12 protein-coding genes and 2 pseudogenes are annotated in these 26,650 nt (G+C 62.9%); 7 read left to right on the plus strand and 7 right to left on the minus strand.

Translation table 11 applies throughout. The features are described from left to right. Window positions 1–39: 39 nt before the first annotated feature. The 3 genes and pseudogenes from VYJ16_RS18915 to VYJ16_RS18925 all read right to left on the minus strand — a co-directional run. Window positions 40–3,855 (minus strand): UvrD-helicase domain-containing protein, encoded by a 3,816-nt coding sequence (locus tag VYJ16_RS18915; RefSeq protein WP_336351879.1) that lies wholly within the window; start codon window positions 3,853–3,855, stop codon window positions 40–42. Beyond that, window positions 3,855–6,914 (minus strand): PD-(D/E)XK nuclease family protein, encoded by a 3,060-nt coding sequence (locus VYJ16_RS18920; RefSeq protein ID WP_336351880.1) that lies wholly within the window; start codon window positions 6,912–6,914, stop codon window positions 3,855–3,857. Before VYJ16_RS18920 ends, VYJ16_RS18915 begins: the two co-directional genes overlap by 1 nt. A gap of 334 nt (window positions 6,915–7,248) precedes the next feature. Next, window positions 7,249–7,542, minus strand: a pseudogene (locus tag VYJ16_RS18925) (IS6 family transposase); the annotation flags it as partial. 172 nt (window positions 7,543–7,714) lie between these two features. Here VYJ16_RS18925 and VYJ16_RS18930 point away from each other — a divergent pair. The 4 genes and pseudogenes from VYJ16_RS18930 (at window position 7,715) to VYJ16_RS18945 (ending at window position 10,523) form a co-directional block, all read left to right on the plus strand. After that, the gene (locus VYJ16_RS18930; protein WP_336351881.1) at window positions 7,715–8,206 is read left to right on the plus strand and encodes a DUF7995 family protein; all 492 of its coding nucleotides are present in this window, start codon (window positions 7,715–7,717) and stop codon (window positions 8,204–8,206) included. 3 nt (window positions 8,207–8,209) lie between these two features. Next, window positions 8,210–8,572 (plus strand): annotated as a pseudogene (locus tag VYJ16_RS18935) (DUF7568 family protein). 75 nt (window positions 8,573–8,647) lie between these two features. Then, the gene (locus tag VYJ16_RS18940) at window positions 8,648–9,043 is read left to right on the plus strand and encodes a DUF7567 family protein (RefSeq protein ID WP_336351882.1); all 396 of its coding nucleotides are present in this window, start codon (window positions 8,648–8,650) and stop codon (window positions 9,041–9,043) included. 85 nt (window positions 9,044–9,128) lie between these two features. Then, window positions 9,129–10,523 carry a GIY-YIG nuclease family protein gene (locus tag VYJ16_RS18945; RefSeq protein ID WP_336351883.1) on the plus strand — a complete coding sequence of 465 codons (1,395 nt, stop codon included), beginning with the start codon at window positions 9,129–9,131 and terminating at the stop codon, window positions 10,521–10,523. A gap of 313 nt (window positions 10,524–10,836) precedes the next feature. On the opposite strand, the gene VYJ16_RS18950 is transcribed toward VYJ16_RS18945, so the two are convergent. The 4 genes from VYJ16_RS18950 to VYJ16_RS18965 all read right to left on the minus strand — a co-directional run bounded on the left by VYJ16_RS18950 (window position 10,837) and on the right by VYJ16_RS18965 (window position 19,918). Then, the gene (locus VYJ16_RS18950; RefSeq protein WP_336351884.1) at window positions 10,837–16,467 is read right to left on the minus strand and encodes an FtsK/SpoIIIE domain-containing protein; all 5,631 of its coding nucleotides are present in this window, start codon (window positions 16,465–16,467) and stop codon (window positions 10,837–10,839) included. Beyond that, window positions 16,451–17,695 carry a DNA phosphorothioation-dependent restriction protein DptG gene (gene dptG / locus VYJ16_RS18955; protein ID WP_336351885.1) on the minus strand — a complete coding sequence of 415 codons (1,245 nt, stop codon included), beginning with the start codon at window positions 17,693–17,695 and terminating at the stop codon, window positions 16,451–16,453. The genes VYJ16_RS18950 and dptG overlap by 17 nt, the downstream gene beginning before the upstream one ends. Window positions 17,696–17,856: 161 nt before the next feature. Further along, complete coding sequence (gene dptF, locus VYJ16_RS18960; protein ID WP_336351886.1) at window positions 17,857–19,551, minus strand: DNA phosphorothioation-dependent restriction protein DptF; 1,695 nt, start codon at window positions 19,549–19,551, stop codon at window positions 17,857–17,859. 229 nt (window positions 19,552–19,780) lie between these two features. Beyond that, complete coding sequence (locus tag VYJ16_RS18965; protein WP_336351887.1) at window positions 19,781–19,918, minus strand: hypothetical protein; 138 nt, start codon at window positions 19,916–19,918, stop codon at window positions 19,781–19,783. A gap of 338 nt (window positions 19,919–20,256) precedes the next feature. Here VYJ16_RS18965 and VYJ16_RS18970 point away from each other — a divergent pair, with 338 nt between their 5' ends. From VYJ16_RS18970 to VYJ16_RS18980, 3 genes are read left to right on the plus strand one after another with little or no spacing between them, the layout of a single operon-like run. After that, on the plus strand, window positions 20,257–20,751 hold the full coding sequence (locus tag VYJ16_RS18970) for a hypothetical protein (protein WP_336351888.1): 495 nt from the start codon (window positions 20,257–20,259) through the stop codon (window positions 20,749–20,751). A 9-nt stretch (window positions 20,752–20,760) separates the two neighbouring features. Continuing rightward, window positions 20,761–23,937, plus strand: a complete 3,177-nt coding sequence (locus tag VYJ16_RS18975; protein WP_336351889.1) for an ATP-binding protein — start codon at window positions 20,761–20,763, stop codon at window positions 23,935–23,937. Further along, window positions 23,934–26,564 carry a hypothetical protein gene (locus VYJ16_RS18980; RefSeq protein WP_336351890.1) on the plus strand — a complete coding sequence of 877 codons (2,631 nt, stop codon included), beginning with the start codon at window positions 23,934–23,936 and terminating at the stop codon, window positions 26,562–26,564. Before VYJ16_RS18975 ends, VYJ16_RS18980 begins: the two co-directional genes overlap by 4 nt. Window positions 26,565–26,650: the final 86 nt, after the last annotated feature.

Consider the following 26,650-nt stretch of genomic DNA (forward strand, 5'->3'; position numbering starts at 1 on the left):
AGACCATGCCAGGATCAGACAGACCGTCAATATTGGCGGTTAGTCTGTTAAATTGATATCGGGCTCTAGAAGCGCCTGCTCAATCTGGCGTTCGACCTCTCCAACATCGATTCCTCCCGGGTACGTCGTGGTTCGTGCTTCGTCGAGTGCAGTGTAGTATAGAGTCGTTGTAATTGAATCGACGTGCGCCGTCGCAGTGAGCATTGCTGCGTACGCGTCGAGTTGCGGCTGGTAGTATGCGGTCTTCTCAGCGAGGTCCTCCGGTTTGTGGTCGCCGGTCTTGTAGTCGATAATGTGGTAGTCGCCATCGTCGACGAGTAGGCAATCGATGAAGCCATAGAGTTCACCATTAGGGAGTTTGGCGGTGAGTTCCAGTTCGTCGTAGCGACGCGTCCTAGGGGTCAAATAGTTCTCTACGAACGTAATGGCGCGCGATGCGTGGGTTGCGACTTTCGATTCATCTGTAGCCGTGATCTCGTGTTCGACATCCATCGCGAGCAGGGTATCTTCGATTACGGCACGCCATGCAGACCGTGGCGGCTGCAGTTCACAGATGCGATGCACTGCCTCTCCGAACACTCGACCACCTAGTACGTCGTCGGCACCACCCCCAGTGGTGGCGTCACCTGTGGATGCTCCCGCACCCATAGTGTCTGCATCTTCGTCTCCGCCGTCGGCCGCTGCAGTGCCTTCGTACTGGATCGTGTTCGTGTCCGCATCGTAGATCAGCTCGCCGTCAGCGTGGTCGCTTGCGAGGTCGGCGAGTTGGGATGGGGCCAGCCGATAGGTTGGCGCTGCGGGGTCGACTTGTGTGAGGTCCGCGTGGAGCGACGACGGGGGCGAGTTTTCGGCCTCCTTGATCGGTGCCGGTCGTGGTGGCAGCGAGATGGTGTACTGTGGGGTGACAGTCGCGCCCTCGCGCTGGAGCTCGCCTGGCAGCGTGCGTGTGAGGGAGCCCGTTTCAGACGCCAGCAGCTCCGAGAGATCGTCATCAAGCAGGAGTGGCTGCACCAGATCACCCCAGGACCCAGGGTTGTCAGGGTCGGCTGCGTCGAGGTTGAGGTTGCCGGTGTCGGTTATCTCGCCACCGTGTGTCCCGGCCAGAATCAAGTGGTCTTCAGCGCGCGTGCAAGCGACGTAGAGCACGCGTTTCTCTTCGGCTTGCAGGCGTTGCATCCGAGCGTCGCGAATCCCCTGTCGCGCCACCGTCGAACACGACTCGAAGGGATTCGCGGGGTCCGGAACTTGCAACCCAAGTTCCGGCTGGCCGTCGATGACTTCGAACTCCAGGCTGTTATTGATCGGGCTCTGCGTGTTGTACGCGTCCATGATGCCGGGCACGATGACGACGGGAAATTCGTCGCCTTTCGCCGCGTGCACGGTCATGACTTGTACACCAGGACTGCCCTCGGGGATGGCAGCTTCTGGACTGTAGTTCGCGTGTTCATGCTCGGCGTCTAAGCGGTCACGAACCGCCCCGAGGGTCGCATGGTCATCGTGTGCAGCGACAAGATCGAGGAAGTGGTCGATATTCGCGACTGCCTGCCGTGGGCGAGCGTCCGCACTCACACTCGCTCGGTAGCCCGTCCGCTCCAAGACCTCTTCCACGAGCGTACTCCACGCGTCAACAGTGGCTGGGGAGCCATCACAACCACCCGCCGTGCGGGCGTGTTCGAGGACGTCGATCGCTCGAGTGATCGCTGGGTCGTCGCTCTCGTGAAGCCGGGCCCAAGCGCTGTCGGCGTCCGCGGTGGCGAGGGCGTGTGCGAGGATGTCGTCCTCGATCCCGAACAGTGGTGAGCGAAGGACCCCATAGAGCGGGATCTCAGCGTGGGGATCAACGAGGACATCGAGTAAGTTCAACAGCGTCTCGACTTCTGGCGTCTCGAAGAACCCATCGCCCTTAACGACCGTGTACGGTATGTCATATTCCTCGAATGCGTGTTTGAACGCCTGGAGATGCGTGCGCTTGCGGAGAATCACCGCGATGTCATCGAACGACACCGACTCGGTATCCACTACGTCTGCGTTCGGCGCCGTGGTGTCGTAGATTTGGGTGTGGTCGTCGACGAGGGTGGTGATGCGGGCGGCGACAGCGTGGGCTTCATTCGATCGCGTATGGTAGGCAGGCTGGGTTCGAAGCGGGTGCGACTCATCAAGTACGTCAGGTGCAAGATCTTCATCTGGCACGAGCAAGTATTCGGGTATGGTCTCGATGTTGGCTGGATTGTCGCGAGCGGCCGTGAGGGGTTGTGGTGGGGCCTCGAAGGGGTCGCGATCCGGCGTATCAGCGTCGAAAATGCCACTGAACAGCGCGTTAATGAATTCCAGGGTCCCAGGGAGGGTTCGGAAGTTCGCTGCGAGTTCGAATCCGGGTCGGTCGCCGGTTCGGACGCGGACCGCAAGGTCCTCGTCGACGAGCGCAGCCAACGCCTGGGTGTTTGCGGTGACAAGCTCAGTTCTAGAGGCTTCGAACACGGCGACGTCGGCGCCACGGAACCGGAAGATCGACTGTTTCTCGTCACCGACGACGAACACGTTTTCGCCACTGTAGTGCCCGCTGTCCGCCCCGAGTCGCGTGAGTTCCCCGACGATCTCCCACTGCGAGGGATCTGTGTCCTGGACCTCGTCGATCATCACGTACTCGAACTGCGCTTGGAGCGCCGCACGGACAGCTCCCGCGCCCGCGTCGGCAGTGAGGAGCCGCTGGGTCGTCTGCACGAGGTCTGTGTAGTCAACGAGGTTCTGGTTACGTTTCCGTTCTTGATACCGCTCAGCAACCGTGTCGAAGGCAGTTGCGAGTGCGAACACGAGCGGTGTCGTCTGGCGGTCCACGTCGAGGTCGACGTCCCCGAGTGCCTCCTGCCAGCGCTCCGCCTCCACGGCTGCGACAAGCTCTTCGACAGTCTCGCCGACTTCCTCGCGAGTCCTGGTCGATGCGTTCCACCCGCCTTGTTTCGGACTGTAATCCGCATACGTACCACCGCCGCTCTTGGTGAGGATGTCGCTCAAGTCAGCGATCAGTCGGCGCCGCGCCGCAGGGGTCTGCGGACCACCGAGTCCCCCGGCAGCATCGATGCACTCGATGACGTCCTCGATCCGGCCGATACTCGTACCCGGGTCACTCGTCGGTGGGTCAGCGAGGAACGACCGTAGCGAGTCCACAGCCGCCCGAAGCGCCGGTTTGGAGAGGATGGCTTGGGCGTCGTCGTCTGGAAGCGGGTGGAACGTTGCCTCGACGTGCTCGATGTACTCATCAGCGGTGTGTTCACTGTCGGCCCAGTACGTGGCCCAGTCGCGGCTGCGTGGTCGTTCACTGAAAAGATCTGAGAGAATGTTGTGGAGACCCGACTCGCTCGTTAGATTGGCATCGAGGAGCGTCTGCACGCAGGGCGGTTGAGCAGCAATGAACTCGTCGATACTGTCGGCTTGGAGTTCAGCCCCCTCGACGTCGTCGACGAGTTCAAAGCCCGGCTGAATCCCTGGTGCGTCGAGTGCGTGCTCTTCGAGGATGCGCTGGCAGAACGCATGCAGCGTATGCACGTATGCGTCAGTGAGTTCATCTAAGACCTGTCGCCAGCGTTCGATGTCGGTCGTGTCGTCGGGATCTGCGCTGGTGATACGATCCAGGACGCGCTCTCGAATGGCGCCAACGAGGTCACGTGCTGCACGTTTCGTGAACGTTGTCACCAAAATCTCACGCGGTCGGAGGTCAGGGTTCTGCTCGAGGAGTGCGACATACCGGAACGAGAGCGTTGTGGTTTTACCGGTGCCCGCACCAGCAATCAACGGATAATTTGCGCGGGTTGTGCCGACAGCGTGGCGCTGCTCGTCGGTCAAGTCACTCGGCTGCATCAGGCATCACCCCCATCCAGCGACTCAGTTGTTGGTTCATACTCCTCGCCACGTGCGGCCACTGGGACGTACACATCTTCCTCTGGGCGGGCGTCAAGTTTGTCGATGAACGCATGCCGGCGATCAGACCGCACGTCACAGATCTCGCTATACTCACAGTACGAACAGCCAGCAGCGTCGGGGTCGTTCACAGTGGGGTGGAAATACCCCCGATTGATGTTCTCGATGATTCGCGTGATCCGCTCTGGGATGGTCTCAGTCAGGAATTCTGTAAACGCTTCCTGTGTCTCGAGTCGCGGCGTGTTATGCCGACGGAGTGGGCTTCCCCCGTGTTTGTGCCAGACGGCCGTCTCGGCACTTGCGAGCACGGTGCTGTAACTCGAGACGTTATTCGGGCCGGCGAGCTGATAGTATGTGCCGCCGAGTGGTGTGTGTTCGAGATCCGCGGTTGCGAGCAGGAGGTAGACGGGGAGTTGGAACGCTAGCCCGTCGAGAACTTCGTCGGCGCCTGGTGTGTAGCCAGTCTTGTAATCGCGGACGACAAACTCGCCATCCGGCGTGACATCCACTCGGTCGACTTTTCCGTGTAAATCGACTCCGTCGATCGTTGCTTGGAGATACCGTTCGAAGTACGCTGGTTGTGTCGTGAGTGGCTCAGTCATCGCGTCTGTCACACCCCGGAGCGTGCGTTCTTCCGCAAGGAAACTGGCCAGCGTCCCAGCAACAGGCTCAGCCATCCCCCATGGATTGTAGTACGGGTTCACGGCGTCGCTGGCGAGGCCCGCCAAGAGCGATCGCTTCCAGCGGTCAGTGACCGCATCCGGATCATCTACATCGGAAAGCACCGAAGTTGCTACCTCGAACAGGTGGGCTTCGAGGGTCTCGGGGTCGTGTGTGCTGAGGTCGATTGGCGTGTCGTCCTCACCCTGGAGCGTCGTGTAGAATTCGTCAAGGATGTCGTGAACGATCGTTCCCTGGTCGGCGCTGGTCGTGTCTTCATCCTCGCGTTCGAGATCAAGCAGATAGCTGGCGTAGTGTTTGAACCCGCACGCAGCGTACGTCTCAATCTCACTCGGCGACATCGCGCCATCGGAATCATCCTTGAGCAACCCGACGGTCTCCGATTCGAGCCACCCATTCCGAGCGCCGGGCTTACTCCGCGCCCGGCTCGTAGCCGTGTCGACGCCACGGGATACCGTCGAACTCCGTGCAGCGGCCTCATCCTGACTCAGATACGTGGTGAGGACATCCTGAGTCGAAGTGTGGGCGGTGGTGAGTGCGTCGCGGCTCTCGCCACCCAGCACGGCGAGGGCGCGCCAGGTGTCACTGCTGGACCCAATCTGTTCCGACGGTGCTGCCTCGCTGGTCAAGTGGTCGTATTCATCAACACTAGTCGACTTGAGGGTGGTGTGTCTGCGGAGTTCCTGCAGGAGGCCAGCAGGAATGTACTCGCTGCCATCCTCGCGCGTTCGTGGGCGAGTGAGCGTCGCCGTCTGCGCACTCGTGATGAGTGAGGCAATGCGGTGATCAGCACGCTGGTCGGGGTTCGTCCGATCAAAATCCCGGTGCGCTTCGTTCAACCGCCGTGTGAATGCCAGCCGCCGCCCACCACTCGGATAGTGCGCTTGCGTAAGCCCTGCAATGTAGACATGCTCAAACGTGCGTTCAGTCTCATCAAGCACACCTACGAGGTCCACACTGGCATGCTTGGGGCCGTGTGTGGTCGAGACGGTCGCGTTCGCGAACGCACGTCGTAGCGCTTGCACCCAGTGGGGGCGCGACTCAAGCATCGGACGTGCTGTCACAACGTCGATCGTACGCTCGACCGTCTCCCAGGCTGCCGCCCCCACCTCAGACGCCGCATCTTCGTCCTCCGGCTCCAACCCGAAGGTTTGTCTGATCGACTGGAGGTCCTCGATGGATCCAGCGGCGACCGCACTGGCCTGTTCTTGCAGCTCCGTAACGAGTGCGGTCGCGTCAGCGTCCAGCTCTGCAACTGCATTCTCCGCGATCGCTGCTTGGAGTGTCTCCCCGAGTGTGATCGCGTCGAGTGCTGGTTCGTGGCTGGTGAGGTCCGTGCAGGGACTGGTGAGAACCGCTGCCAGTGCAGTCGGGTCAGCCGGGTCAGTGAGAAACGCAAGCAAATCAAACATCGCCGCGCCCGGTCGGGTGTTGTCAAGGTCTCGGTCGTGAGTGTACCGGAGGGGGAGCTCGCGCTCGGCCGCTGCCGCAGCAAGCGGCTCAAGATATGTGCCCGGGTCCGTCATCACGATCCCAATGTCTCCAGGGGGAACCGCCTCAGTCGTCACGAGTGACTGCACGCGCCGCAGAATGTGTCGTGCTTCGTGCCCCACGTCCATTGGTGCAACAAGCTCAACTCCGTCGCCGACTGGCACGGGGTCTCTCGTGGTTGGGTGATAGAGTCGCCCGAACACGGTGGGGTCGAGTGGGGGCGCTGTGGCTGTGTTGTCGCTGACCCGGTGTGGGGTGAGGTCGAGTCGTGTGGTGTATGTGTGCCAGAGGTCTTGGAGTGTCCGATCAGTCCCCGTGGGGGTCGCTTCAGTGAAGCGGGTACTGATCGCGTACGTCGGCCGGTCCGCTGTGAGCCACTCGAGGAGCTCGGCCTCAACTGGTGACAGTCGCGAAAACTGGCCGACGATGACGACGTCCACATGAGAGAGATAGTCCGCTGGCGTCTGGCTTGTGACGTGCGCGTATCGTTCAGATCGTAAGGATCGGTCTATGGTGTCGGTGAAGCTGCTGCGAGCGGTTTCGAATGCGGTTTTGAGTGCTTCGAGGTCAGTGGCGAGCTCGGGGAGGCCTTCGGTCTGCAGGCGGTCTGCGATAGCGGTAGGTGAGTGGAGCCCGGCGAACTCTGTGAGCGTGAGCAAGTCATCGAGTTCTGTGAGGTGGCCGGTACTCATCGGGTCGGCAGGGGGTGCGAATCGATGGTCCGACTGGAGCGTATGGAGTGCGGTCTCGACGGCTTGTCGGTGATGGGGGCGAGTGAAGTGCGTCGCCTGACTCGCGATCGTGCTTCGATCGTAGACCTGATCCACGATGGCGTCAAGCCCTCGCGCCGCGAATTGAATTGGGCGGCTGTGCTGACGCCAGTGGTCTCGAAGCCAGTCAGCATCCTTGGTATCTGGCGTGAGGTATAAGACTGAGCCTGGTTGCGGTCCCGCGTGTGTTGTGGCTCGTTCAAAGGCGTGGTCTCGCAGTGTGGTGGCGTCACTGCCAACGAGAATTAAATCAGAGGGTGGGCGTGCAGTCATCGTCCGGTCTCACCGAAGCACTCGTTGAAGATGGTACACCTATCAGCCCAGTCATCAATAATCGTTTGCCCTCAGCAAGGGGTCGTGATCAGATTAGCTGATTCCATACGAAGGCGAATTATTTGAGCCACTCGTCAGCAGTTCCCGCCTCGGTATGGCTGAAATCGTCCGAGAAAGCGGTAGTTCTGCGTTTTACATCCCGAAAGACACGTTCGACGCGATTGCAATTTCCATGGCGTTCGTAGCGAAAATCGAGGCCGTGACGCGTGCAGGCGTCTTTCAGCGGTTTCGCACCATCGATGAGAAACACGACGTCGACGACGCCGTGTTTCTCGGGTAGTTCCGCAAAGAACGTGTGCGCGGACACGTTCGTTGTGGTCGGTTCGAGCTTGGTATGCAGCCGTTCATTGGTTATCGAGGCTGACTACGCATCGGGCGACCTAACCATCACTGTCGAACGAGCCGACGAATCCTGAAAATCCGCCGTCCCGACGAGAGTTTTTCGAGCGCCGGCGATGGGTGCCGGCGCAGTCGGAGAAAGCGAGTAACGAACACCGGTGCGTCGGCGTTTCGAGGTATTCGAGATGCACATGGTAATTTACGCGCTCGTAGAGGCATCGACAAATGAAAAAGCGTTAGCTGCGGGGAAGGCGGTGTTCGATCGATTAGTCGGCGTTGACCCACACGCTGGTGCAGTCTTTGACTATTACGTAACTTTCGACGAGAAAGACACGTCCGTTGCGGGGAAGGCGCGATGGGGAGAGTTGCCGACTGTGACCCCCGTCGACTCTGATGCTGGTCAGGATCTCCTTGAGCATGGCTGGAAGGCAACGAAAGAGGAATTCGAGCGTAATCTAGATCGGGTGAAAGAGGCCATCGACGAACTCTCCGACGAGGAGATCATGCGCGACGAGGACCTCGCCCGGCACGCCTTCCACCAGGTCGGTGCGTACGACGGCCCGACCATCTATCTGTACACCGAACACGCAACAGGGATTCGCCACCGTGGACAGCTTGACAGAGTCCTCGAGGAGAGTGAAGAGCTCTGGATCGTGCCCGCTGACGTCCACTACTGAAGAATGCTCGGCATCATCAACTGGCGACGCGAAAGCCGTTCCTTGACACTCGCGTATCAGAACACCGAGGCCGGTTACCGAGCCATCTTGTATCGCCCGTCCGAGTCCTACTGGTACAAATGGCGTGGGGTGATTCCCGTCGACGGCTAGAGGGTGTGGTCGGGGAGATCGGAGATGAAGGACGCACCCTCGTTCCGTGACGTGCTTCGGGGGCATCCTGCCCCGGAGCTCAGCTGTCCGGAATGGCCAAGCGACGACGGTCACGTCTGAGAGAAGTCAGCAGACGGGGCGACACAGCGGTGGTACGACTGCCCCGACTGTGGGTACCAAGCCCCCTCACGCGTCGTCTACGGCGCCGACCGGTGAGTAGGTGGCCCCCGCTGGCGGCTGTTTTTGTCCGGCCACGAGAGGGTGGCCCGGGACGGCCGGGGTGACCAAACAATGAGTCTCGAAGTACGTGACCGGTATCGTGAGGCACTGTTCGAGTTCCTCTGGTGTCCGGTCTGTGGCAAGGACGTCTTCACTCACATCCCCTTCGAGGGGGTGTTCTGCAAGAACTGCAACACGCAGGTCCAACTCCAGGAGTCCCGAGAGACACGCGGCTACGAGGCCGCCGTGCTCGCCTGCTTCGATACCACCACGACCTGGAACCTCCACGTCGACGAAAAACTGCGTCGCGACTTGCCTGATGGGTCCGCACGCGTGAAGGTATTGGGCGCACCGGGTGCCTATGAGGTTGATTGGTGGAGTCCAAAGCCAGGTGCGGACTGGAAACCGCTGGAGCGCGGCGAGTTCGACGACATCGAAGAGTCAGACGAAGTGTCGCATCTGGCATAGCCCCCCAGAGGTCTTTTCGGAGGGTAACAGAGTGCTGTGGTTCGGCCCAACCAGCTTTATAATCGGATGTTGTCTTCTGCCGACAATGTCGGACAGACGATCGAAAGCGAAGGTCTGGGATGAGTTTGTGCAGAGGACAATTCTCGCAGACATCCAGTCGACTGCAACCCCGGATCCGGTGCCGATGGTCGACGACAGCGGCTCGACGTTGTCGATGACCGACGAGTACGATGCGTATCGCCTCGGGCGGGGGAGTGGTGACTATCTGTATCTGTTATACCTCCTTGACGAACCCGTAGCCGGGCCTGTCGACGTGATTCCGGTGTATATCGGCGAAACAAGCAACGTTGCGAGTCGACTGATGAACCACTTCAGAAAGCTCCGGGACGCGCTCCCCATTTCGGAGTGGGAAGACGATGGGTCGTGGGGGAGTTACGGAAAGTATGATCACATCGCGACCACGTACGAAAAATCGACTTCACAGCTGTACGCGTGGGTAGTCAACGTTGACGACCTAGAGGTCGGTCCGTACGGCTACCCAACGTACCGGCACGAACTCGAAGGGAAACTGGTCGGGCTGGTGCACTCCCTTCCCCGGTACAACCGTGTGTTCGCCAATCGCGACTTCGTCCCCAACCGTGTCCCCCACGAGATGGGGACTGTCGGTCACGAGTGGGTTGACACGGACCTCACATCAATGAATGAGGAAGCGGCACGTCTCGCCGAGCTCTCCACTGAGAAGGCGCCTGCGGAAAGTAAGACGGAACTCTGGTTCGAGTGGGTTGCGAAGACTATCTGTCGAGACATCGCCCACTCCGAGGAGGTCGATCCGATACCCCTCTTCGAGACTGATGAGGACCTCGTTGTCGAGACGAAGGCACTCGGGTCCTCAACGGTCCTCAAGCGAAGCGACGCTATTGACGACCGGATTCGGCGAGAGGGAAAACGATGTGTTCACACGAACGGCGTGAAAGAGGGGGCGAGTGGCTTACTCTACGTCCTGTTTCAACTCAACGCTGCGAATCCCTCCCCCAGAGATGTTGTTCCACGGTACATCGGAAAAGCTGAGGCGTACGGAAAAAAGAACGAACTGAGTGCGAACTTCGAGGAGATTGCGAAAGACCGGAGCGGGACACGGAGTTTCGCTCGGTGGGGAGACGGAAGTTTCTGGCACGTTGGAGAACTCTCGGAGACCGTATTCGGCGAGGACTCGAAGAAACTCAGTTGGGCGAGCGAACTCTTCGAACAAGGCACGCGCCAACTCAAACAGGAGACGTATCTGTGGATTCGCGCCTGGGATCCAGAAGCGTATCCAGGGCCGTACGGCTATCCAGCGTATCTCGCAGAAGTTGAGCCGCTCCTCGTCGGACTCGCATACGAGGCGTGGCCTGAGTCCCTCCTCAATCACAATGAGGTCCCGGGTGATGCACCGGCGAACAGCCGCGAGATCGAATTTCGACCAGTAACTGACGGTACCTGAAGGCTTCCTCATAGCGACACAGCCTCCCTTTCACCATCAGCACCCACACGCTCCGCCAACCGCTCTACTCTCACCGCAGACAACGTGCCCCATCCACTATCCCACTCTACATATCAGAGCGCAGGCAGTAACTCTCGATGCCAGACTACCGGACCAAACGTAGACATCCCCGCCGTCCCCAACTCACCCACTCCCAACTCCTTCAATCCGGGACGAGGGTGAGGCATCGCAGCTGGCAGTCCCAACCACGTGGTGCTTCAACCCCGCAAGGATTCGTGAGTGATGCGCGTTAGATCGGGGGTCGCGGTTACGTTCAGTGTCCGTTCTCGAATTCCCTGTCTCGTTCGTTGACCCAGTCTTTGACCTGGGTTGCGTCGTGGAGTGTGAGTCGGTAGCCTTGGAGGTGGTATTCGTCGCCGGCCTGGGTGCTGGTGATCATGTCACCGGCGCCCTGGAGGTTTTCGGCGCCAGGCTTGTCGAGGATGACGCGAGAGTCCGTGTTCGACGGCAGCCGGAAGCTGATACGGCACGGGAAGTTCGCCTTGATTTTCCCGGAGACGATGTCCGCGGAGGGGCGTTGGGTTGCGAGGAGAATGACGAACCCGAGCGCCCGGCCGACCTGGGCGAGCCGGGTGACGGCGTCTTCGAACGCATCAGCGTCGTCCACGGACATCTTCAGGTCGGCGTACTCGTCGATCACGACCACGTGGTACGGGACAGGGTCGTGACCCAGGTCGGCCGCGTGCTCGTTCAGTTCCGCAACTGACGTGGCACCCACTTCCTTCAGGAGCTGTTTGCGTTCCGGGATACGGTTCTCGACGAGGTCGAGGAGTCTCGTTGCGCAATCGTTCGAGGTGTCTTCGTAGGTTTCGACGTGCGGGAGGTCTGCGAACCGCCCAAAGTCGACGCCTTTCGGGTCGAGGAGACTGATCTCGACCTCCGACGGGTCGTTGGTCGCGACGAGACTACAGAGCACGGCGCTCAAGAAGTTGGACTTCCCGGACCCCGTAGCGCCAGCGATGAGCGCGTGCCGTTCGTCGGGCAGCGAGAGCGCGTGGTGCTCGCGTTCCGTGTCGACGCCGAGCGGGATCGTCAACGGCTCCTCGAGTTCGGGTGCGAGCGCCTCGAGGCCTTCGCGGAGATAGATGTCCTGTGGGTTGTCGTGGGGGATTTCCAGCCGGACCGCGCCTTTCGACGGGATTGGCTTGCCGACGATGTTCCCCTGGGCCTGGATGTGGACGCTCAGCGAGTCGAGACTCGAGAGAATACCTTCGACCTTCTGGCCTTCCTTCGGGAGCACGTCAACGCCGATCTTGCGAGGGCCGACCGAAATACTCGACGGATTTGGCGGGTGGACGTCGACACCGAGCGCTTCGAACCCGTCACGGATGTTCGACGCGAGCGTCCCCGTGTCGAACTCCGTCTCGGGCTCCGGACTCTCGTCGAGTCTCTCGACGACCGACTCCAGTCGCGACTGCCCCTCGCCGGAATCAGGGCTCAAATCATCAGCTGACGACGGTTCTCCGTCAGCCGGATCTTCGCTTTCGTCGGGTGGATCATCGGCAGATGCTCCGGGTGAATCGTCAGCTTGCTCCTCGCTGCGAGCGTCATCGCCCGACGAGGTCTCCGTCACCGGCTCAGCCGAAGGTTCTGGTTCCTCGGGATTTGATTCCCCCGTCTTTGCATCTGCTGGTTGAGGGTCAGACTCAGTGGTTTCGGCCGCTCTTGCAGATACGGCCGACGCATCGGATGCGTTGTCGTCCGGCGTTTGAGCGTCGGTGAGCGAATCCGCCTTGGGTTCGCTATCCGGACCTGTTTCGTCACTATCGCTTCCAGATGGCCGACTGTCATCGCCGTCACCTCCGGTTGAGGCATTGGGGGTGGCTGCGAGTGGCTCGGCGGTGTCGCGGGATGTGTCCTCGCCGTCGGGGGCATCGCTGTCGTCGGATGGCGACTGCGCACTGCCGGCGTCGATTTCGAACGATAGCTGATCCAGATTGAGGTCAGGGAGGACATCTTCGATGTCGTCCGTCCGGAGGAGCCGTAACGCGTCGATAGACGTTTCGATGGAGCGAACGCGATCTTCGAATCCGACCTCGGATTGGACGGTGTTCTCGCGAACGCGGATCACTTCCCCGAGCGATCCATTCCTGTCCTCGACGAAGGACACCTCGAAGTCGCCCTCCTGCAGCGACCGCCATCGTTGTTCCACCCACGAGCTCGCATCGTCGTCGAAGACGTCGTAACTCTGCATTCGTCGCGCAACGTCCAGTACGACTTTCCCGAACTCGCCGTGCAGGATGTCTTCGTCGGCGTAGTTCTCTCCCGGATCGAAGATCGCCTTGAGGTTCTCGACGGCGCCCACGACCTGGTCGCGACCGGTGGAGATCTGCGAGGTCCCGCCTTTTGTCTCGACCACCCAGAGCTTCAGCTCGTCGTCGGATTCGTCTCGGGGCACACCGACGAAACAGAGGTCGTCGCTCGCCTTCCCCGTCGAATCGTACTGCAAGAGGCCGTCACTGCCACCGCGATACGACCGGTCGTGCCGAGTGAGCTCATTGAGGCTGAGTGGAATCCACAGGTGGTCGGGCGCCGACCGCTCGAGGAGCCGCTGGCTCAACGCGAGCCCGCCGACGAACCCGATCGTCTCGATTACCTCAGTGCCCTCTGACTGCTGGAGGTCCAGCGCCATCTCGCCGTCGATCGAGACGAGAATCGAGAGCACGGTCTCAGGATCCATCAGGTGGTCCAGGTTCGCTTCCGAGAGCGCTCGCTGTAACGCAGTCAGGTACGGCGTGCGCTTGCTCGTGGAGGTGATGACGTCGTAGTCGGGCGACGAGGAGTCGTACTGGTCGCTGTAGTGGATCATCACGCGGTCGTCGAGGTCTTCGAGCTCCGTGTCCGACCGGACGTAGAAGTCGATGCCGACGTTCGGCTGCACGTGCACCACCCACAGCGAATCGTCCCACAGCTCCGCCAGGTCAGCACCCTGCGTCGACTCGATGTTCTTCTTGACGGTCTGACCGGCGTGATAGGCGTTGCTCCACTTCCCCGCTTCCAGAGCGTTCGTGCGACGCGCAACCTCGTGGATGAGGTCGCGTTCGCCACCGTCACAGCTGAAGCCGACGGTGTAGACCGTCTCACCCTGCGTTACTTCGACGTCGATCGATTCCCGGGGGAACAACCCGTCGTTGAGCATCCCGGACGGCAGTTCGCCGACGTCGATGACGCCGGGGTTCTCTTCGAGGAGCCCACGGAAGAACGTGAGATGGGCTTCCGTCTGCGTGTCGCTACTGTATTCACCGGCCTGAACGTACGTGACATGCGACCGGAGCCGGTCGACGAGTTCGTCGTTCTTCTTCTCGAGGTTCTGTCGGAGCCGCGACTCTGCACTCTCCGTGAAGAACCGTTCGAGCGCTTCTCCTTCGGCGTCGCTCCCGTAGATCCGCAGGAGGACGCGCGGCGGGTCGACGTCGGCCTTCTCGATTTTCTTGTAGAACTCGTAGAGGCCCTTGACGACGGGCCGCAGGTCGCCCATGTTGACGAGATTGAGCTGGATCTGGCGTCCCGAGTGCAACTGGAACAGGATCGGGAACGCCTGCACGAACGTATACAGCTTGTCTCGAACCACACGCTCCATGTAGCGCGGCGTCACCGACCCCGGCGATTCCACCGGCGAATAAACCGTCCACAGCGGCGTCTCGGCGTACGGCATCCCACGCAGTAACGAACCGGTGGACCGTTCAGTCGTCCGATACGGGTGAAGACCGTTCGCGTTGAATTTCGAAATGAACTGCTCGCGCCGGAACCCTCCAGTCACGTTTCGCGGAACGAGTTCGTCGTCGCGCCACTCTGCGATCCGAAGTGCGTACGCCAACAAGACGGGATGGAACGGCGTCAGCCAGAGTTTCTCCGTCGTCGTCGACCGGATCGTACACACGTCCCGCAACGGCTCGTACTTCGTGAACGCTTTTTGCGACGAGATATCGTCGACCGCATCGTTGTAGGCTCGCACGACCGCTCGCGCTCGCTGCTGGGTCGGCTCGTCCCAGGGGTCAGTGGACGGCGTCCGGTTACGCTCCGCGAAGTGTTCGAAGAGCTCCCCGTATGCCTCGCGCAGGGCCGCGTCTAGCTGGGACTCGTCGCCCGAAAGCGACCCAAAGTCCGGGTCTTCACCCTCAACTTCCCGTGGCCGGATGCTCCCGTCGTCGACAATCTGCTCTTCGATCTGCAACAGCTCCAGGGCCTCGTCTTCCAGTCGAATCCCGTCGTCGCCGGCGGTATAGATCTCTCCCCGGTCGGTGTCGATGTCCATCACCTCCGGCAGCTGCAGGTCCGTAGCGGCCCAGCGGTCGGGTTCGACGATCGCCGCGAGCATCAACGGGAACACCACCTCTTCGGACTCCGCCGTCGATACTTCCGTCAGGAACGCGATCTCGATCGGGACCCCGTCCAGTGGAGCGAGCTGGCACGCGACGCGTTCCACGACGTCCGGCGGATTCGGATCGATGGTGATCGGCCGGTCGAACTGGATCGTTTGTTCCTCGCGCAGGTCGACGACCCGACGCTCAGATTCAAACCGCAAGTCTTCGAGCGGCTGTAGTTCGATTTCGCCGTCACCGTTCGAGACCAGCGCCTCCCCGTCGACGTCGACGTCGAGCGAGATACCACGCGTCGCAGCGAAGAACCACTCCGGGACGACGGCAAGGTTGAATACGTGTGTCGGCTTCCCCCGCTTCGTCTTCTTCCCAACCCAGAACCGCAGGGTCCCGAACCACGGGCGGTCTTCTGGCAGCCCCTCGACGGTGGCAGTCGCTCGGTTCTCCCGCTTGGAGAGCCGGCCAACGTCGTCGCCGTCGGGCCCCCAGAACGCTTTCGGGGTCTCTTCCAGATCGTTCGCGAACTCGACAGTGAGCGATAGCTCTCCATCGTCCGAAACGGCGAGGATCGAGCGTTCCGTTCGGTCGCTATCCAGCGGTTCGTAGATCCGGTGTTCGGCCGCGTTGATCGATAGCTCCCGGAATTGGATCGGTCCACCCCCGGTATTCTGTGCTTGCCTCGCATCGGAGTGCTTGAGTTCGGACCAGTCCGGCGACTCCAGGACCTTGTTCACGAACGTCTCGTCGTAGGTGGAACTCAGCCGACTCTCGGTGTTTGTGCCGGCCTGATGCGCACGCCGCAAGTTTTCGGCGTGATCCTTGTTGTCCGAGAGTGCTTTCGACACACTCTCGTAGAGACTCTGTTCGTCCTGTCCCTTCTCGAACCAGTCGTCACCGAGCTGGTCCTCGCGGAGATACTGCGGCAGATCACCGATGAGCTCCTGGACGCGCTCCGCGTCCTTCGAGTCGATCGCATCCCGGAGCTCACAGAGCGTTTCGAGCACCGAGATGTCGTCGCTGTACGCCGAGTCGCCTTCGAACGAATCCAGCAACCCGTCGAGGAGCGCGCGTCCCTGACGGTGCTTGCACGTGCCCGGATCGAGGACGCTCTCCCGGAACGAGTCGAGATTGATCGGTGCGTCGTCGCCGAACAGGGCTTCGGACGCTTCGAGTGTATCCAGACTCGCATCCGTCTCCAGCACCATGATCATCGCCTTCGGGCTGTCACCCTCGACCGACGCAGCGATCTGGTTGCGCATCGTCGTCGCGAACCCCTGCGTCACCTCGTAGGCACTCGCGGCCGCCCCGTCGCTCACGTCAGGAACGACGCGCACGATCGACACCGGCACCCCGTCGGCCGTCTCGAAAACGGGGAGTTTGTCGCCCCCAGGGGTCTGGCTTCGACTCCGACCCTCGGCCAGTTCTTCGACGAGCCCAGCAGCGAACGAGTCTGCTAACGCGCCACTGTGGAACTCGCCGAGCAGTATCTGTCCACCACGCGGCGGATTGGTTTCCAGATACGCTCTGACGTGCGCCGCAAGTGCCTGCTCAAAGAGATCGGACATACACAGCACCTCCACTGTCACTCTGCCGGTCAATCATCCCCATCTCGTCCAATTCCTCGAGCGCGTACCGTTCGCTCTTGGAGTCCAGGAAGATCCCCCGTCGTTGGAGATAACTCACGAACTCGTCGTAGTGCGTGTCGTCTTCATTCATAGCAAATAGCCTCGCGAAGAACCGGAGCGCACCCCGGTTCAGTCTGAACGTCGGCCCGATCTTCCGCTGTGTCCGCCAGTACTTCCGATCCCCGCCGTCGCCGAGCTGGCGGACGACGTTGATCCCCATCGAGATCGGCGTCTGGTTCGACTGGGTTTTCTCCTCGTAGTACGACCGAACCCGGTTCGTCATGCGCTGTGCCACCGTCGGCAAGTCGACATCGTCAGACGGCTCGGTATCCGGCAAGTGCTCGCAGAGCTCGACGACAACGGTCCGTCGAACCGAGTCGGGGAGCGCCATCGCTTCCGACAGCGTTACTGCCGTTTGTTCCCGGTCCGTCTTTCGTTCGACCACCGCTGCGATCTCGTTGAGGACAGCGAGTCGACCCCACGAATCGTAGACGTGGCCCTCCACGCCCCGTTGGTCGCGCGCCCGCCATTCCTGCCTGAATCGACGGTCCTGGGACGCTTTCTCGTCCCAGAGCCCGAAGTACAGTTGTTTGATCTCCGGTTCGTAGTCCCGTTCGGGGTCCTTGGCCAGCCGGTCGAACTCTCGTTCGAGATTCAACGCCAGCTGGGCGTAGTACATCATGAAGTGGAAACAGAACAGGTCACGCGTCGACTGCAACCAGTTCGACGGGGAATCGTACTCGTCGTCGAGCCACCGCCGCAGGTCGCTCTGGAACGCGCTCGCACACTCGTCCACGTAGGGGCGCAGCGGATCCGTCGCCGGCTCACCGACTGCTTCGGTTTCGATACGACCGATCACGTCGACGAACACCTGTTCGAACAGGTTCGACGGTTCCAGCCCTTCCAGCCGGGCCACGAACGCATCGTGTAACTCTTGGTTGAACTCGGCAGGGCGCCCGCTCGACATCAGCATCCGATACCAGTCGCCCCAGTTCCGGGTTTCGTGCGGTTCGACGTGTTTCGCGATGACGGGGTGAAACGGCACGACGTACCGTTTCGCTTTCTTCCCGCGTGCCCCCCGTGATCCGGTCGTCGTGTAGGTCGCCTCGAACACGTCCCAGACTTGTTCTGCAACGTCGTCGTCCACCGACTCGTGGCGTTCGAACACCGACTGAATCTCCTCCAGGTCACTGGTGGAGGGTGACGCCCCGAGGACGCCCGCGAGGATCTCCGAGAAGATCGCTTCGCGCAACGTCGCCGCAGGCGACGTCGGGAAGAACCCGTCGTCGATGACTCGACTGATCTGTCGTCCCAGAGATTGGTCGTCGCTCATAGCTGCTCACCCGATTTGATCTCGATGGTGTCGAAGCCACCTTCCTCTACGCGGAAGAGTTCAGTATCCAGCTTGTTGACGACGCGAACCTGCTCCTGTTTGTTCGTGAACTCGGAGAGCCGCGACTGGATGAGCCGCATCCCTTCCGATCGCTCTAGGTCGAGCGCGTTCGGATTATAGCCATCTCGGATTCGCGTCATCAACTGATAGAGCTCGAACGTCACTGGCACGGGCACCGTGACGTCGGTCCCCTCGGGCTTGAGGACGAGCCAGAGCTGGCCTGGCGTCGTCTCCTGCTGGGTTTGTCGATGTGAGGCTGCACGGTCCGGGTCCGGTTTGCTCCACTTCGAGAGGAAGCGGTAGTCCGTGGATTTGATGCCGTCGACGAACTCGATGTAGTCGTCGTCGGTAATCGACCCACTCCACCCCTGTAGGGACGCCTGCACCGTCCTGAGAACGTCGGTGACGTACTGCTGGAGTTCCGTGTCGTCCTCGACGGTCGATGGCTCCTGGTTGAGGTAGGTCAACGCACCGAGGAACTCGTCGAACTGTGGCGATTCGAGCGCCGTCTCGATGGGTGCCTCGATACGCTGTTCGTCGACCAGATACAGCCGCCGGAGCGCAGTCCGAATCCGGGTTGCAGTCTCGACGCGCGACCCTAGTGGCGTCTCCCCGAGCAACGTCGAGACGCGGTCCGGGGCGGCACCCCAGCTGAGGAGGATCTGGTCGAGCGAGACGCTCGAGCTCGCCGCTGGGTCGAGCTGGCCAGCGCCGGGATCTGACGGATCGTCTAGCCGCTCGAAGATAGTATTCCAGAGAAGCGATTCCGGCGGAACCGGGTTACCTCGAATCCCTGCTCCGACGGGACACGCGCCCTCAACCGCGAGTTCCTGCAGCGACCGTGGGAGGATCATCGACGTGACGTGATCCAGGATCGACCGCGGATTCAGGTACGTCGTGTTGACGACGCCACTCGTCGCCAGTAACTTTGCGACGCGTTCCCTGACCGTCTCCTTCGTGAACTGACTCGCGTTGTAGTGGAGCGGGCACTTTTCGCCCGCCGGACACTGGTCTTTCTCACGTTCGAACGCTTCGTGGAACGGACTGGCCGGTGAGTCGAACGCGAACTTCTCGACGATCTCACGGAGGAGCCCCTCTCCGAGTTCGTCCGGGCGAGTCTCGTACAGTCGTCGGTGACCGAGGTTGATTGCGTGTACGTTCTCGGTTTTGTACTCTCGCTTCGTTCGGACTGCGTCGATTGCCTCCCAGAGGCCGGGGTACTGGTCGGCGTACCCCTGGCGGTCGAAGAAGTCGATGGCGAGCCCGAGGTTGATAGCGAGCCCAGACCGCGGCCCTCGTTGCCGTTCTGCGTTCCGTGCACGCTTTCGGAGGAACCGGTTGAGTGCCACGTCGTAGGTTTCGTGTTTCGTATCCGCTGCTGTGGCGTCCATTCGGATGTGGGATTCATCCACCGGTTTGTCAGCGTCCATCGCCCGTTTGAACGCCCGAGAGAGGAGCGCACTTTTCCCGTCACCCGCACTGCCCGTAATGACGAGTAGTGATCCATCCTCCCGGTAGTCGTCCACGAAGAAGTCCTGTACGGCCTGATCTTCGATAGTCGGGACGTACAGTTCCTTCCGCAACTCGTTTCGGTCAATGTGGCCACCGACGATCGCTCCCGCTTCTCCCATCTGGCAAGATCGCAACAGGTGGAAGAGGGACCGATCAGAAAGTGACCCCGCGTCAATCGCACTTGCAGTCATATCAACGATAATTTACGGATCGTAGTTCCTCGAAGCCTCATTTGATCAAGCGATTGCACATCTGCCCCCCAACGTTAGATCTTTTTGGCTAGCAGTTGCTTTCCCCGGATTACCTCGGTGCAAGATCGGGAAGTCTCTGTGAAATAAGGGCTGGTGGTCAACCGTCTACGTCGGCGACGAGCGCTTCGAAGTCCGCGCGGATGAGTGGGCCGACGTCGTGGCGGGTGCCGGTTTCGGTGTGGCGGACACTGGCGGTGAGCCACTGCCACACGAAGAGGTTCGTGTCTTCGTTCACCAACGAACTCGTGGTAGATGGCTGGGTGTCGCCGCACCCATCACCAACAAGACCGTCGAAACCGTGAGCCTCCTCCCCCACTCGAAACCTACGCCGCACTCCCGTGGACCAGCCCACAGTCACACCCCGATCGTACTGTAATCCCGCAGTTTCGTCTGCTACTCTACCGTGCTCGGCGCCCCATCACAAGAGAGGTTCGAGCTCTGTCAGGCACACGAATGGATTCCGGGCCGGAACTCCCTGAGAAGGTCCCCGAGTCACGTGATTTTCGGCCGTTCAGATGGGGCAGCTGTCGTTTCACCCGAGTAGTTATTATCGTCGGCGAGAGTGAAGGTGTCATGTCACTCTTGGGGTCGGAGGATGCAACTGCGTCGGGGGTTGTCAGGGACGTCACCTGGCACGAGAGTCAGACGCCGTCGAATCTCTCGTTCCGGGTCGAGCAGACGGACGAGACGGGGAACGTCACGGGGTACACGCAAGCGCGTGCTGGATCCATCGACGCGAAGAACGTCGTTTCCGAGGGGGACGAGGTGACGGTTCACGGGAGTCTCGGTGGTGACGGGCTGTTGGAGGTGTCGGAGGTGGAGAACGAGACGACGGGTGTGACGTTCTCGCCGGACGGGGGTGAACTTGGAGGGCTCGTCTTCCTCGGCCCGCCGGTCGTCGGCGCGATGCTCGGCGGCATCGGTGGCCTCATCGGGATTGTGCCAGGCTCTGCGTCGGGCGGGGTGATGGCTGGGATTTTCGCGGGGGCTGGGCCGGGGCTGGCGGTTGGCGTGGCGTGTACGTTCCTCGTAATCCTCGGGCTCGCGGTGTACGGTGCGGTGCGGTGAGGGTGTCGTATGCCTGGCCCAAACGTCACGACGGAGCACGTGAAGTACGTCGAGCGAGCCTTCCTCGACGACGCCGGGACCGCGAACCTCGCCGGGGGTCCGACGCTCGGACCGGACGCTGGCTCGCTCCAGTTGTGGCGGGTTCGCAGCATCCCTGACCACGATTGGGACGGGCGAGCGAACCCCCTCGAGGGTATCGCGAGCGTCCTCACCGGACTCGCCGGCACGGGCCACGGGCTCGGGCTGGCGGTCGTCGGCGAACCTACGGGCGTCTCGGTCTACCTCGCGTCGTGGCCAGCGATCACCGAAGCGACTGCCGGACAGGGAGGACGGCCAGTCCCGCTCGACGACCTGCTCGCGGGTGCGTATCCGGGTATCGAACTCGACGCGGTGGAGTCGTCGACGCTCGCTTCGAGCTTGGACCCGCTCACGGCGGGTGCGGTCGTCACTGGGAGTCCGGCGACGCCCCTCGAGTTCGGGGCTGACCGGGCGCCGGGTCGGGACCTCGACGCGGACACCGGTGCCGGTCTCGACCGCCTCATCCGGTCGCTCGGGAGCGACACCTGGGCGTACGTCCTCTGTGCGTCACCGGTGTCGGGCGAGGGCGTCGAGGGGTTGTCGGACCGGACGCTGAACGAACTGCGGAGCGTCCAGAACAGCGTGCAGCGCGCGGAGGGGGAGACGCCGATCGCGTCGGCGTACCAGCAGGTGCTCGACGGCGTTCGCGAGAAACTCGCCGCTGGACGGGCGAGCGGCGCGTGGCACACCGTGGGGTACCTCCTCGCCGCCGACCCCGTGACTCGCGACCGTGCCTGTGCGGTTGCGACCGGCGCGTTCGGCGGTGTCGACTCGCGCCCGGACCCCATACGGACGATACCGACACCCGATGCCGCCTCGCTCGCGGCCGGGTTCGCCATCCCCGCCGCACCCGGACCGGACGCGCCGGGGACGTTCGAGTACCCGTATCGGTATCCGACCGTCCTCTGCTCGGCCGAGGTCGCGGCCATGCTCCACCTCCCGACGCGCGAGACCTCGGGGTTCCACGTCCGCCCGCAGCCCCAGTTCGACGTGACACCACACGGCAGCGACCCCGACGCACCGGGCGTCAGCCTCGGGACCATCCTCGACGAGGGCCGACCGACCGACCACGAGTACGAGGTCCCGATAGCGGACCTGAACCGGCACGGGCTCGTCGTCGGGACGACCGGGAGCGGGAAGACGAACACCGTCTTCCACGTCCTCCGCCAGCTCGCCGACCGCGACGTGCCGTTCCTCGTGGTCGAGCCGGCGAAGACCGAGTACCGGCGGTTGCTCGACAGCGAACTCGGCGACGACCTCCAGGTGTTCACGCTCGGCGACGAGACGACCGCCCCGTTCCGCATCAACCCCTTCGAGATACGGCCGGGCGTCTCCGTCAGCAGCCACATCGACCACCTGACCGCGTTGTTCAACGCGACGTTCGTGATGTACGCGCCGATGCCGTACATCCTGGAGCGCGCCATCCACGAGGTGTACGAGGACCGCGGCTGGGACCTCGTCACCGGCACGAACCGCCGCGGCCACCACCCGAACGCTCAGCCGACCATCACCGACCTCTACGAGAAGATCGACCCGGTCGTCGACTCGCTCGGGTACGACCAGGAGATCACGCAGGACGTCTCGGCGGCGCTGAAGACCCGGCTCGACAACCTCCGTATCGGGAGCAAAGGCTTGCTCTTGGACACGCACACGTCGGTCCCCATAGAGGACTTGCTCGGGCAGCCGACCGTCCTCGAACTGGATGCGGTCGGGAACGACGACGAGAAGGCGTTCCTGATGGGGCTCGTGTTGTTCTCGCTGTACGAGCACTACCAGTCGAGTGGGGCGATGGATGCGGCAGGGGCGTCGTTGAATCACGTGACTGTCGTCGAGGAAGCCCACCGGTTGCTGTCGGCGTCGAGTTCTGGCGGCCCGGAGTCGTCGAACAAAGCCGGGCAGGCGGTCGAGTCGTTCACGAACCTGCTCGCGGAGATCCGCGCGTACGGCGAGGGCGCGCTCGTCGTCGACCAGACCCCGGCGAAGCTCGCGCCGTCGGTCGTGAAGAACACGAACCTCAAGGTCGTCCACCGGCTGCTCGCCGACGACGACCGCCGCCTCCTCGGCGGGTCGATGGGTGCGAGCGCCGAGCAGACGCGCTGGCTCGGCCTCTCCGGCGTCGGCGAGGCCGCGGTGTTCAGTGGCGCCGACGACAACCCCATCCTCGTCGACGTCCCGTTCCGCAAGGTCGACACCGGCGTGGACGCTGCTGCGGCAGATACCACGGATTCAGTGGAGGATGCGTCGCTGGAGGCGCGGATTCGCGCGCGTTCGGAGCGGACGCGGGCTGCGCATCCGGCGAAGTACGAGGCGTACCCGTGGATTGCGGCCGACGGCACGACGGTCCGACGACTCCGCCGTGAGGTCCGACCCGTGGTCGAGGCGGCTGCCGTCCGGGACGCCCTTGCGCGGACCGTTCACGCAACGAGCGAATCGCTGCAGTCCGTCGATGCGAGCGCCAGCGCGCTGCTGGACGCGGTCGCCGGTGAGCTCTCGACCGCGCGCGTCGACGACCTCGCGGTCCCGGCGCTCGTCGTTGCCATCGAGACGCACTTCGAGTCGCTCGGCGAGTCGGTGGACGCGCCCTACGAGACGATCCAGGCCCTGAAGGCGTCGTTCGCGACCCTGCTCGCAGACGCGATCGCCGACGACGCGCGCATCGACGCCTCCCAGCTCGCCGGCACCACACCCGGAGGAGGTGGCGACGATGCGTCGAGCACGGCGGCGGTGACGCCGGCTGGGTTCGCCGAGACGTACGCCAGCGTGGTCGCCGTCGACTCGTGTCCGTGCATGGCGTACGAGGCCGTCGACGGCGGGTGTCGGTACTCCGTCGACGCTCAGCGGCTCGTCGCCGACGGGGTCGGTGACGACCTCACCGACGCGCTCGCGGCGTCGAGCGACGGCCTCTGGAAGCGGGTATCGGGCGTCGTCGGCGACGCCACCGGCCGGTTCCTCCCCGCGGACGCGTCGGCGACAGCACGGTGGCGTGGCGCACGCTGCGTCGCCGTCCAGGCCGCAGCGGAGGTCGAGACCATCGACGCAGCACTAGAGGCGAAACTCGTGGACGGCATCGAGTCCGTCCTCGCACCAGAGAGCGATGACACCCAATGAGTGAACGTAATCCAGACCCCGACGACGCGGACGAGAGCGCGACGGACGAGACCGATTCGCTTCCCGAGATGGTCCAGGCGGCCGTGGACGGCGACATCAGTCCCGACGAATTCCGGCAAGCCGTCTGGGAGCACAACGTCGAGGTGGTCAACGACGTCCGCGAGGCGGCCGCGGCCGGCGACCTCGACGTCGACAAACAGGAGGACGGCGATGGGTCGAGCGACGGGACGGATGCCGGAAGCGACCGCGGCGAGTACGGGTCCGAGTCCGAGGGTGAGGCTGCAGATTCGACCGAAGAAGCGGGTGGCGAGGACGGCACTCCAGAGTTGGGTGCCGATTACGAGGGGCTCGGTGACGCGGCGGAGGCGATGGTGAGTGGCGAGCTCGACCGTGATAGCTTCCAGCAGATGGTCGAGTCCCACACGGAGAACGTCGTCGACATGGTCTCGAAGAAAGCCGCCATGAACGCGGAGACCGAGGGAGACGAGTCGGCGGGCGAACCCGGAGGCGACGGCTCGGCTACAGGCGCTACTCCGGGGGCCGGTGCCAACGATGATGTCGACGGTGACGATGCGAGTGAGGAGGGCGCTGACGCCAGTAGAGCAGTAGATGGTGACCTGGCTGGGCAATTCGATTCGCTCGATGCGGCGACGAGTGCGGTCCAGAACGGCGATATCGACGCCGAGACCTACGGAGAGGCTGTCACGGACTACAACGACCAGATGATGGACCAGATGGTCGGGACCGCCGAGCAGGACGTCGCTGGCGCGGGGGCGACCGATGCGGATGCGCCGATGTCGGTGGACGGCTCCGACGACGTTGGGGAGGCGGGCGCTGATGGCGAGGCGCCGGGGGGTGCGGGCGACGAACTCGCGGGACAGTTCGATTCGTTCGATGCAGCCACCGAGGCGTTCGAGGCCGGCGACATCGACGCGGAAACCTACGCAGCGGCCACCCGCGACTACACGGAAGACCTTATGAACCAGATGGAGGCAGCCGCCGAGCAGCCGCTCCCCGACAGCGAGGTCGGCTCACCGGATGTCCCCACTGAACCGGGCGACGCGGCCGACGCCGCCGATGGGACCGCGGGTACCGAAGTCGCTGGTGACGCCGAGACACCTGACGGTGCGGGGGACGCGCTCGCCGGCCAGTTCGACTCGATGGAGGCCGTCCAAGAGGCGATGATGGCCGGCGACATCGGCGTCGAGACCTACACCGAGGCCGTCACGGACTTCAACAATCAGGTGATGGACCGCATGGAGGCGAAGGCCGAGCAGGCGACTGCCGACGCGGTCGATGGCGGCCAGGCGGCAGCAGGCGAGGAGCCCGCCGAGGCGAGTCCTGAGGGTGATGGCGACCTCGCGGGGGGGTTCGATTCGCTGGACGAAGCGACGGAGGCGATGGCGAACGGCGACATCGACGCCGAGACGTACGGGGAGGCCGTCGGGGACTACAACGAGCAGATGGTGGAGCAGGCGATGGCGGCGGCCGAGCAACCAGTCGGTGACGCCGACGAACCGGCGGTCGGAGACGCCAGTGAACGCGCCGACGGCGAGTCAGTTGGCGGCGACGGTGACGACCTCGGTGGGGCGTTCGATTCGATTGAGGACGCGGCCGATGCCGCGGCACGCGGTGATATCGACGCCGAGTCGTTCGGAGACGCGGTCGAGGACTACACCGAACAGGTGACGAACGAGGCACTCGGGGACGTCGAAGCGGCGAGCGGCGACTCCGACCAACCCGTGTCCGGGGACGAGTCCGCAGAGGGGGTAAGCGATGCCCTCGGTGCGGCCGCTTCGGCGGAGTCCGACGGCGCCGTCGACAGTGGTGAGCACGCAGCGGCCGACGGGGATGCGGATTCCGTTGCGGGTCGAGCCGCGGAGAACCTCTCGAACGCCCCCGTCGAGGGGGCAGGCGCCGCTGACGATACAGAAGGCACGGGCGATGGTGAGGCCGGCGTTGAAGCTTCGGGCGACCCCCGCGAAGGTGAGAGCGACCCCGAGGGCGGTCGCGAGGGCGATCTGAACCCGGAGAAGGACGCGACGGGCATCCACATGGGGCCCGCGTCGGACGACCCCGAGGACGGCGGCGATACCGGGACCGAGGAGGCAGCTGACAGCCTGCCCGAAGGCGGCACCGAACCCGAGACCGAGGGGGCTGGCGAAGGCGGCCACACGCGCACGGTGGAGGCCGGAGACACCCTCTCCAGTATCGCCGAGGACGAGTACGGTGACCCGGACATGTGGGGCGTGATCTACGAGGCGAACAAGAGCCAGGTCGACGGCGAGGATGCCGCGGCCGAGAGTCTCGGCGACGCCGAACTCGATGCGGACTCCGTCGACAGCGAGGAGGCGATCGACGAGGAAGCCGCTGACGCCGAGTCGGAAGGCGACGCGGAATCCGACAGCGATGACGTCGACGGCGTGGATTCGAGCGCCGAAGACCTCCAACAGGCCGCCTCGGACGCCAGAACCGAAACGGACGTCGAGACGGACGGCATCGACGACCCCGACCTCATCCACCCGGGGGACGAACTGGAGATTCCATCCAAGGCGGACGCCGAACAGTTCGACCCGAGCGAGTACGAGGCCCCCGACTCGTTCGGCGTCGGCGAAGGCCCCTACTGACGGGGGTCGACCTGTCCGACGCGACCCTCGATACCGCTCGGCGCGGCGGGGTACGTCACGGTCGCCGATTCGACTGTACCAACGTC

The sequence above is a fragment of the Halorubellus litoreus genome (genome assembly GCF_037081675.1).
Lineage (GTDB): Archaea > Halobacteriota > Halobacteria > Halobacteriales > Natrialbaceae > Halorubellus > Halorubellus litoreus.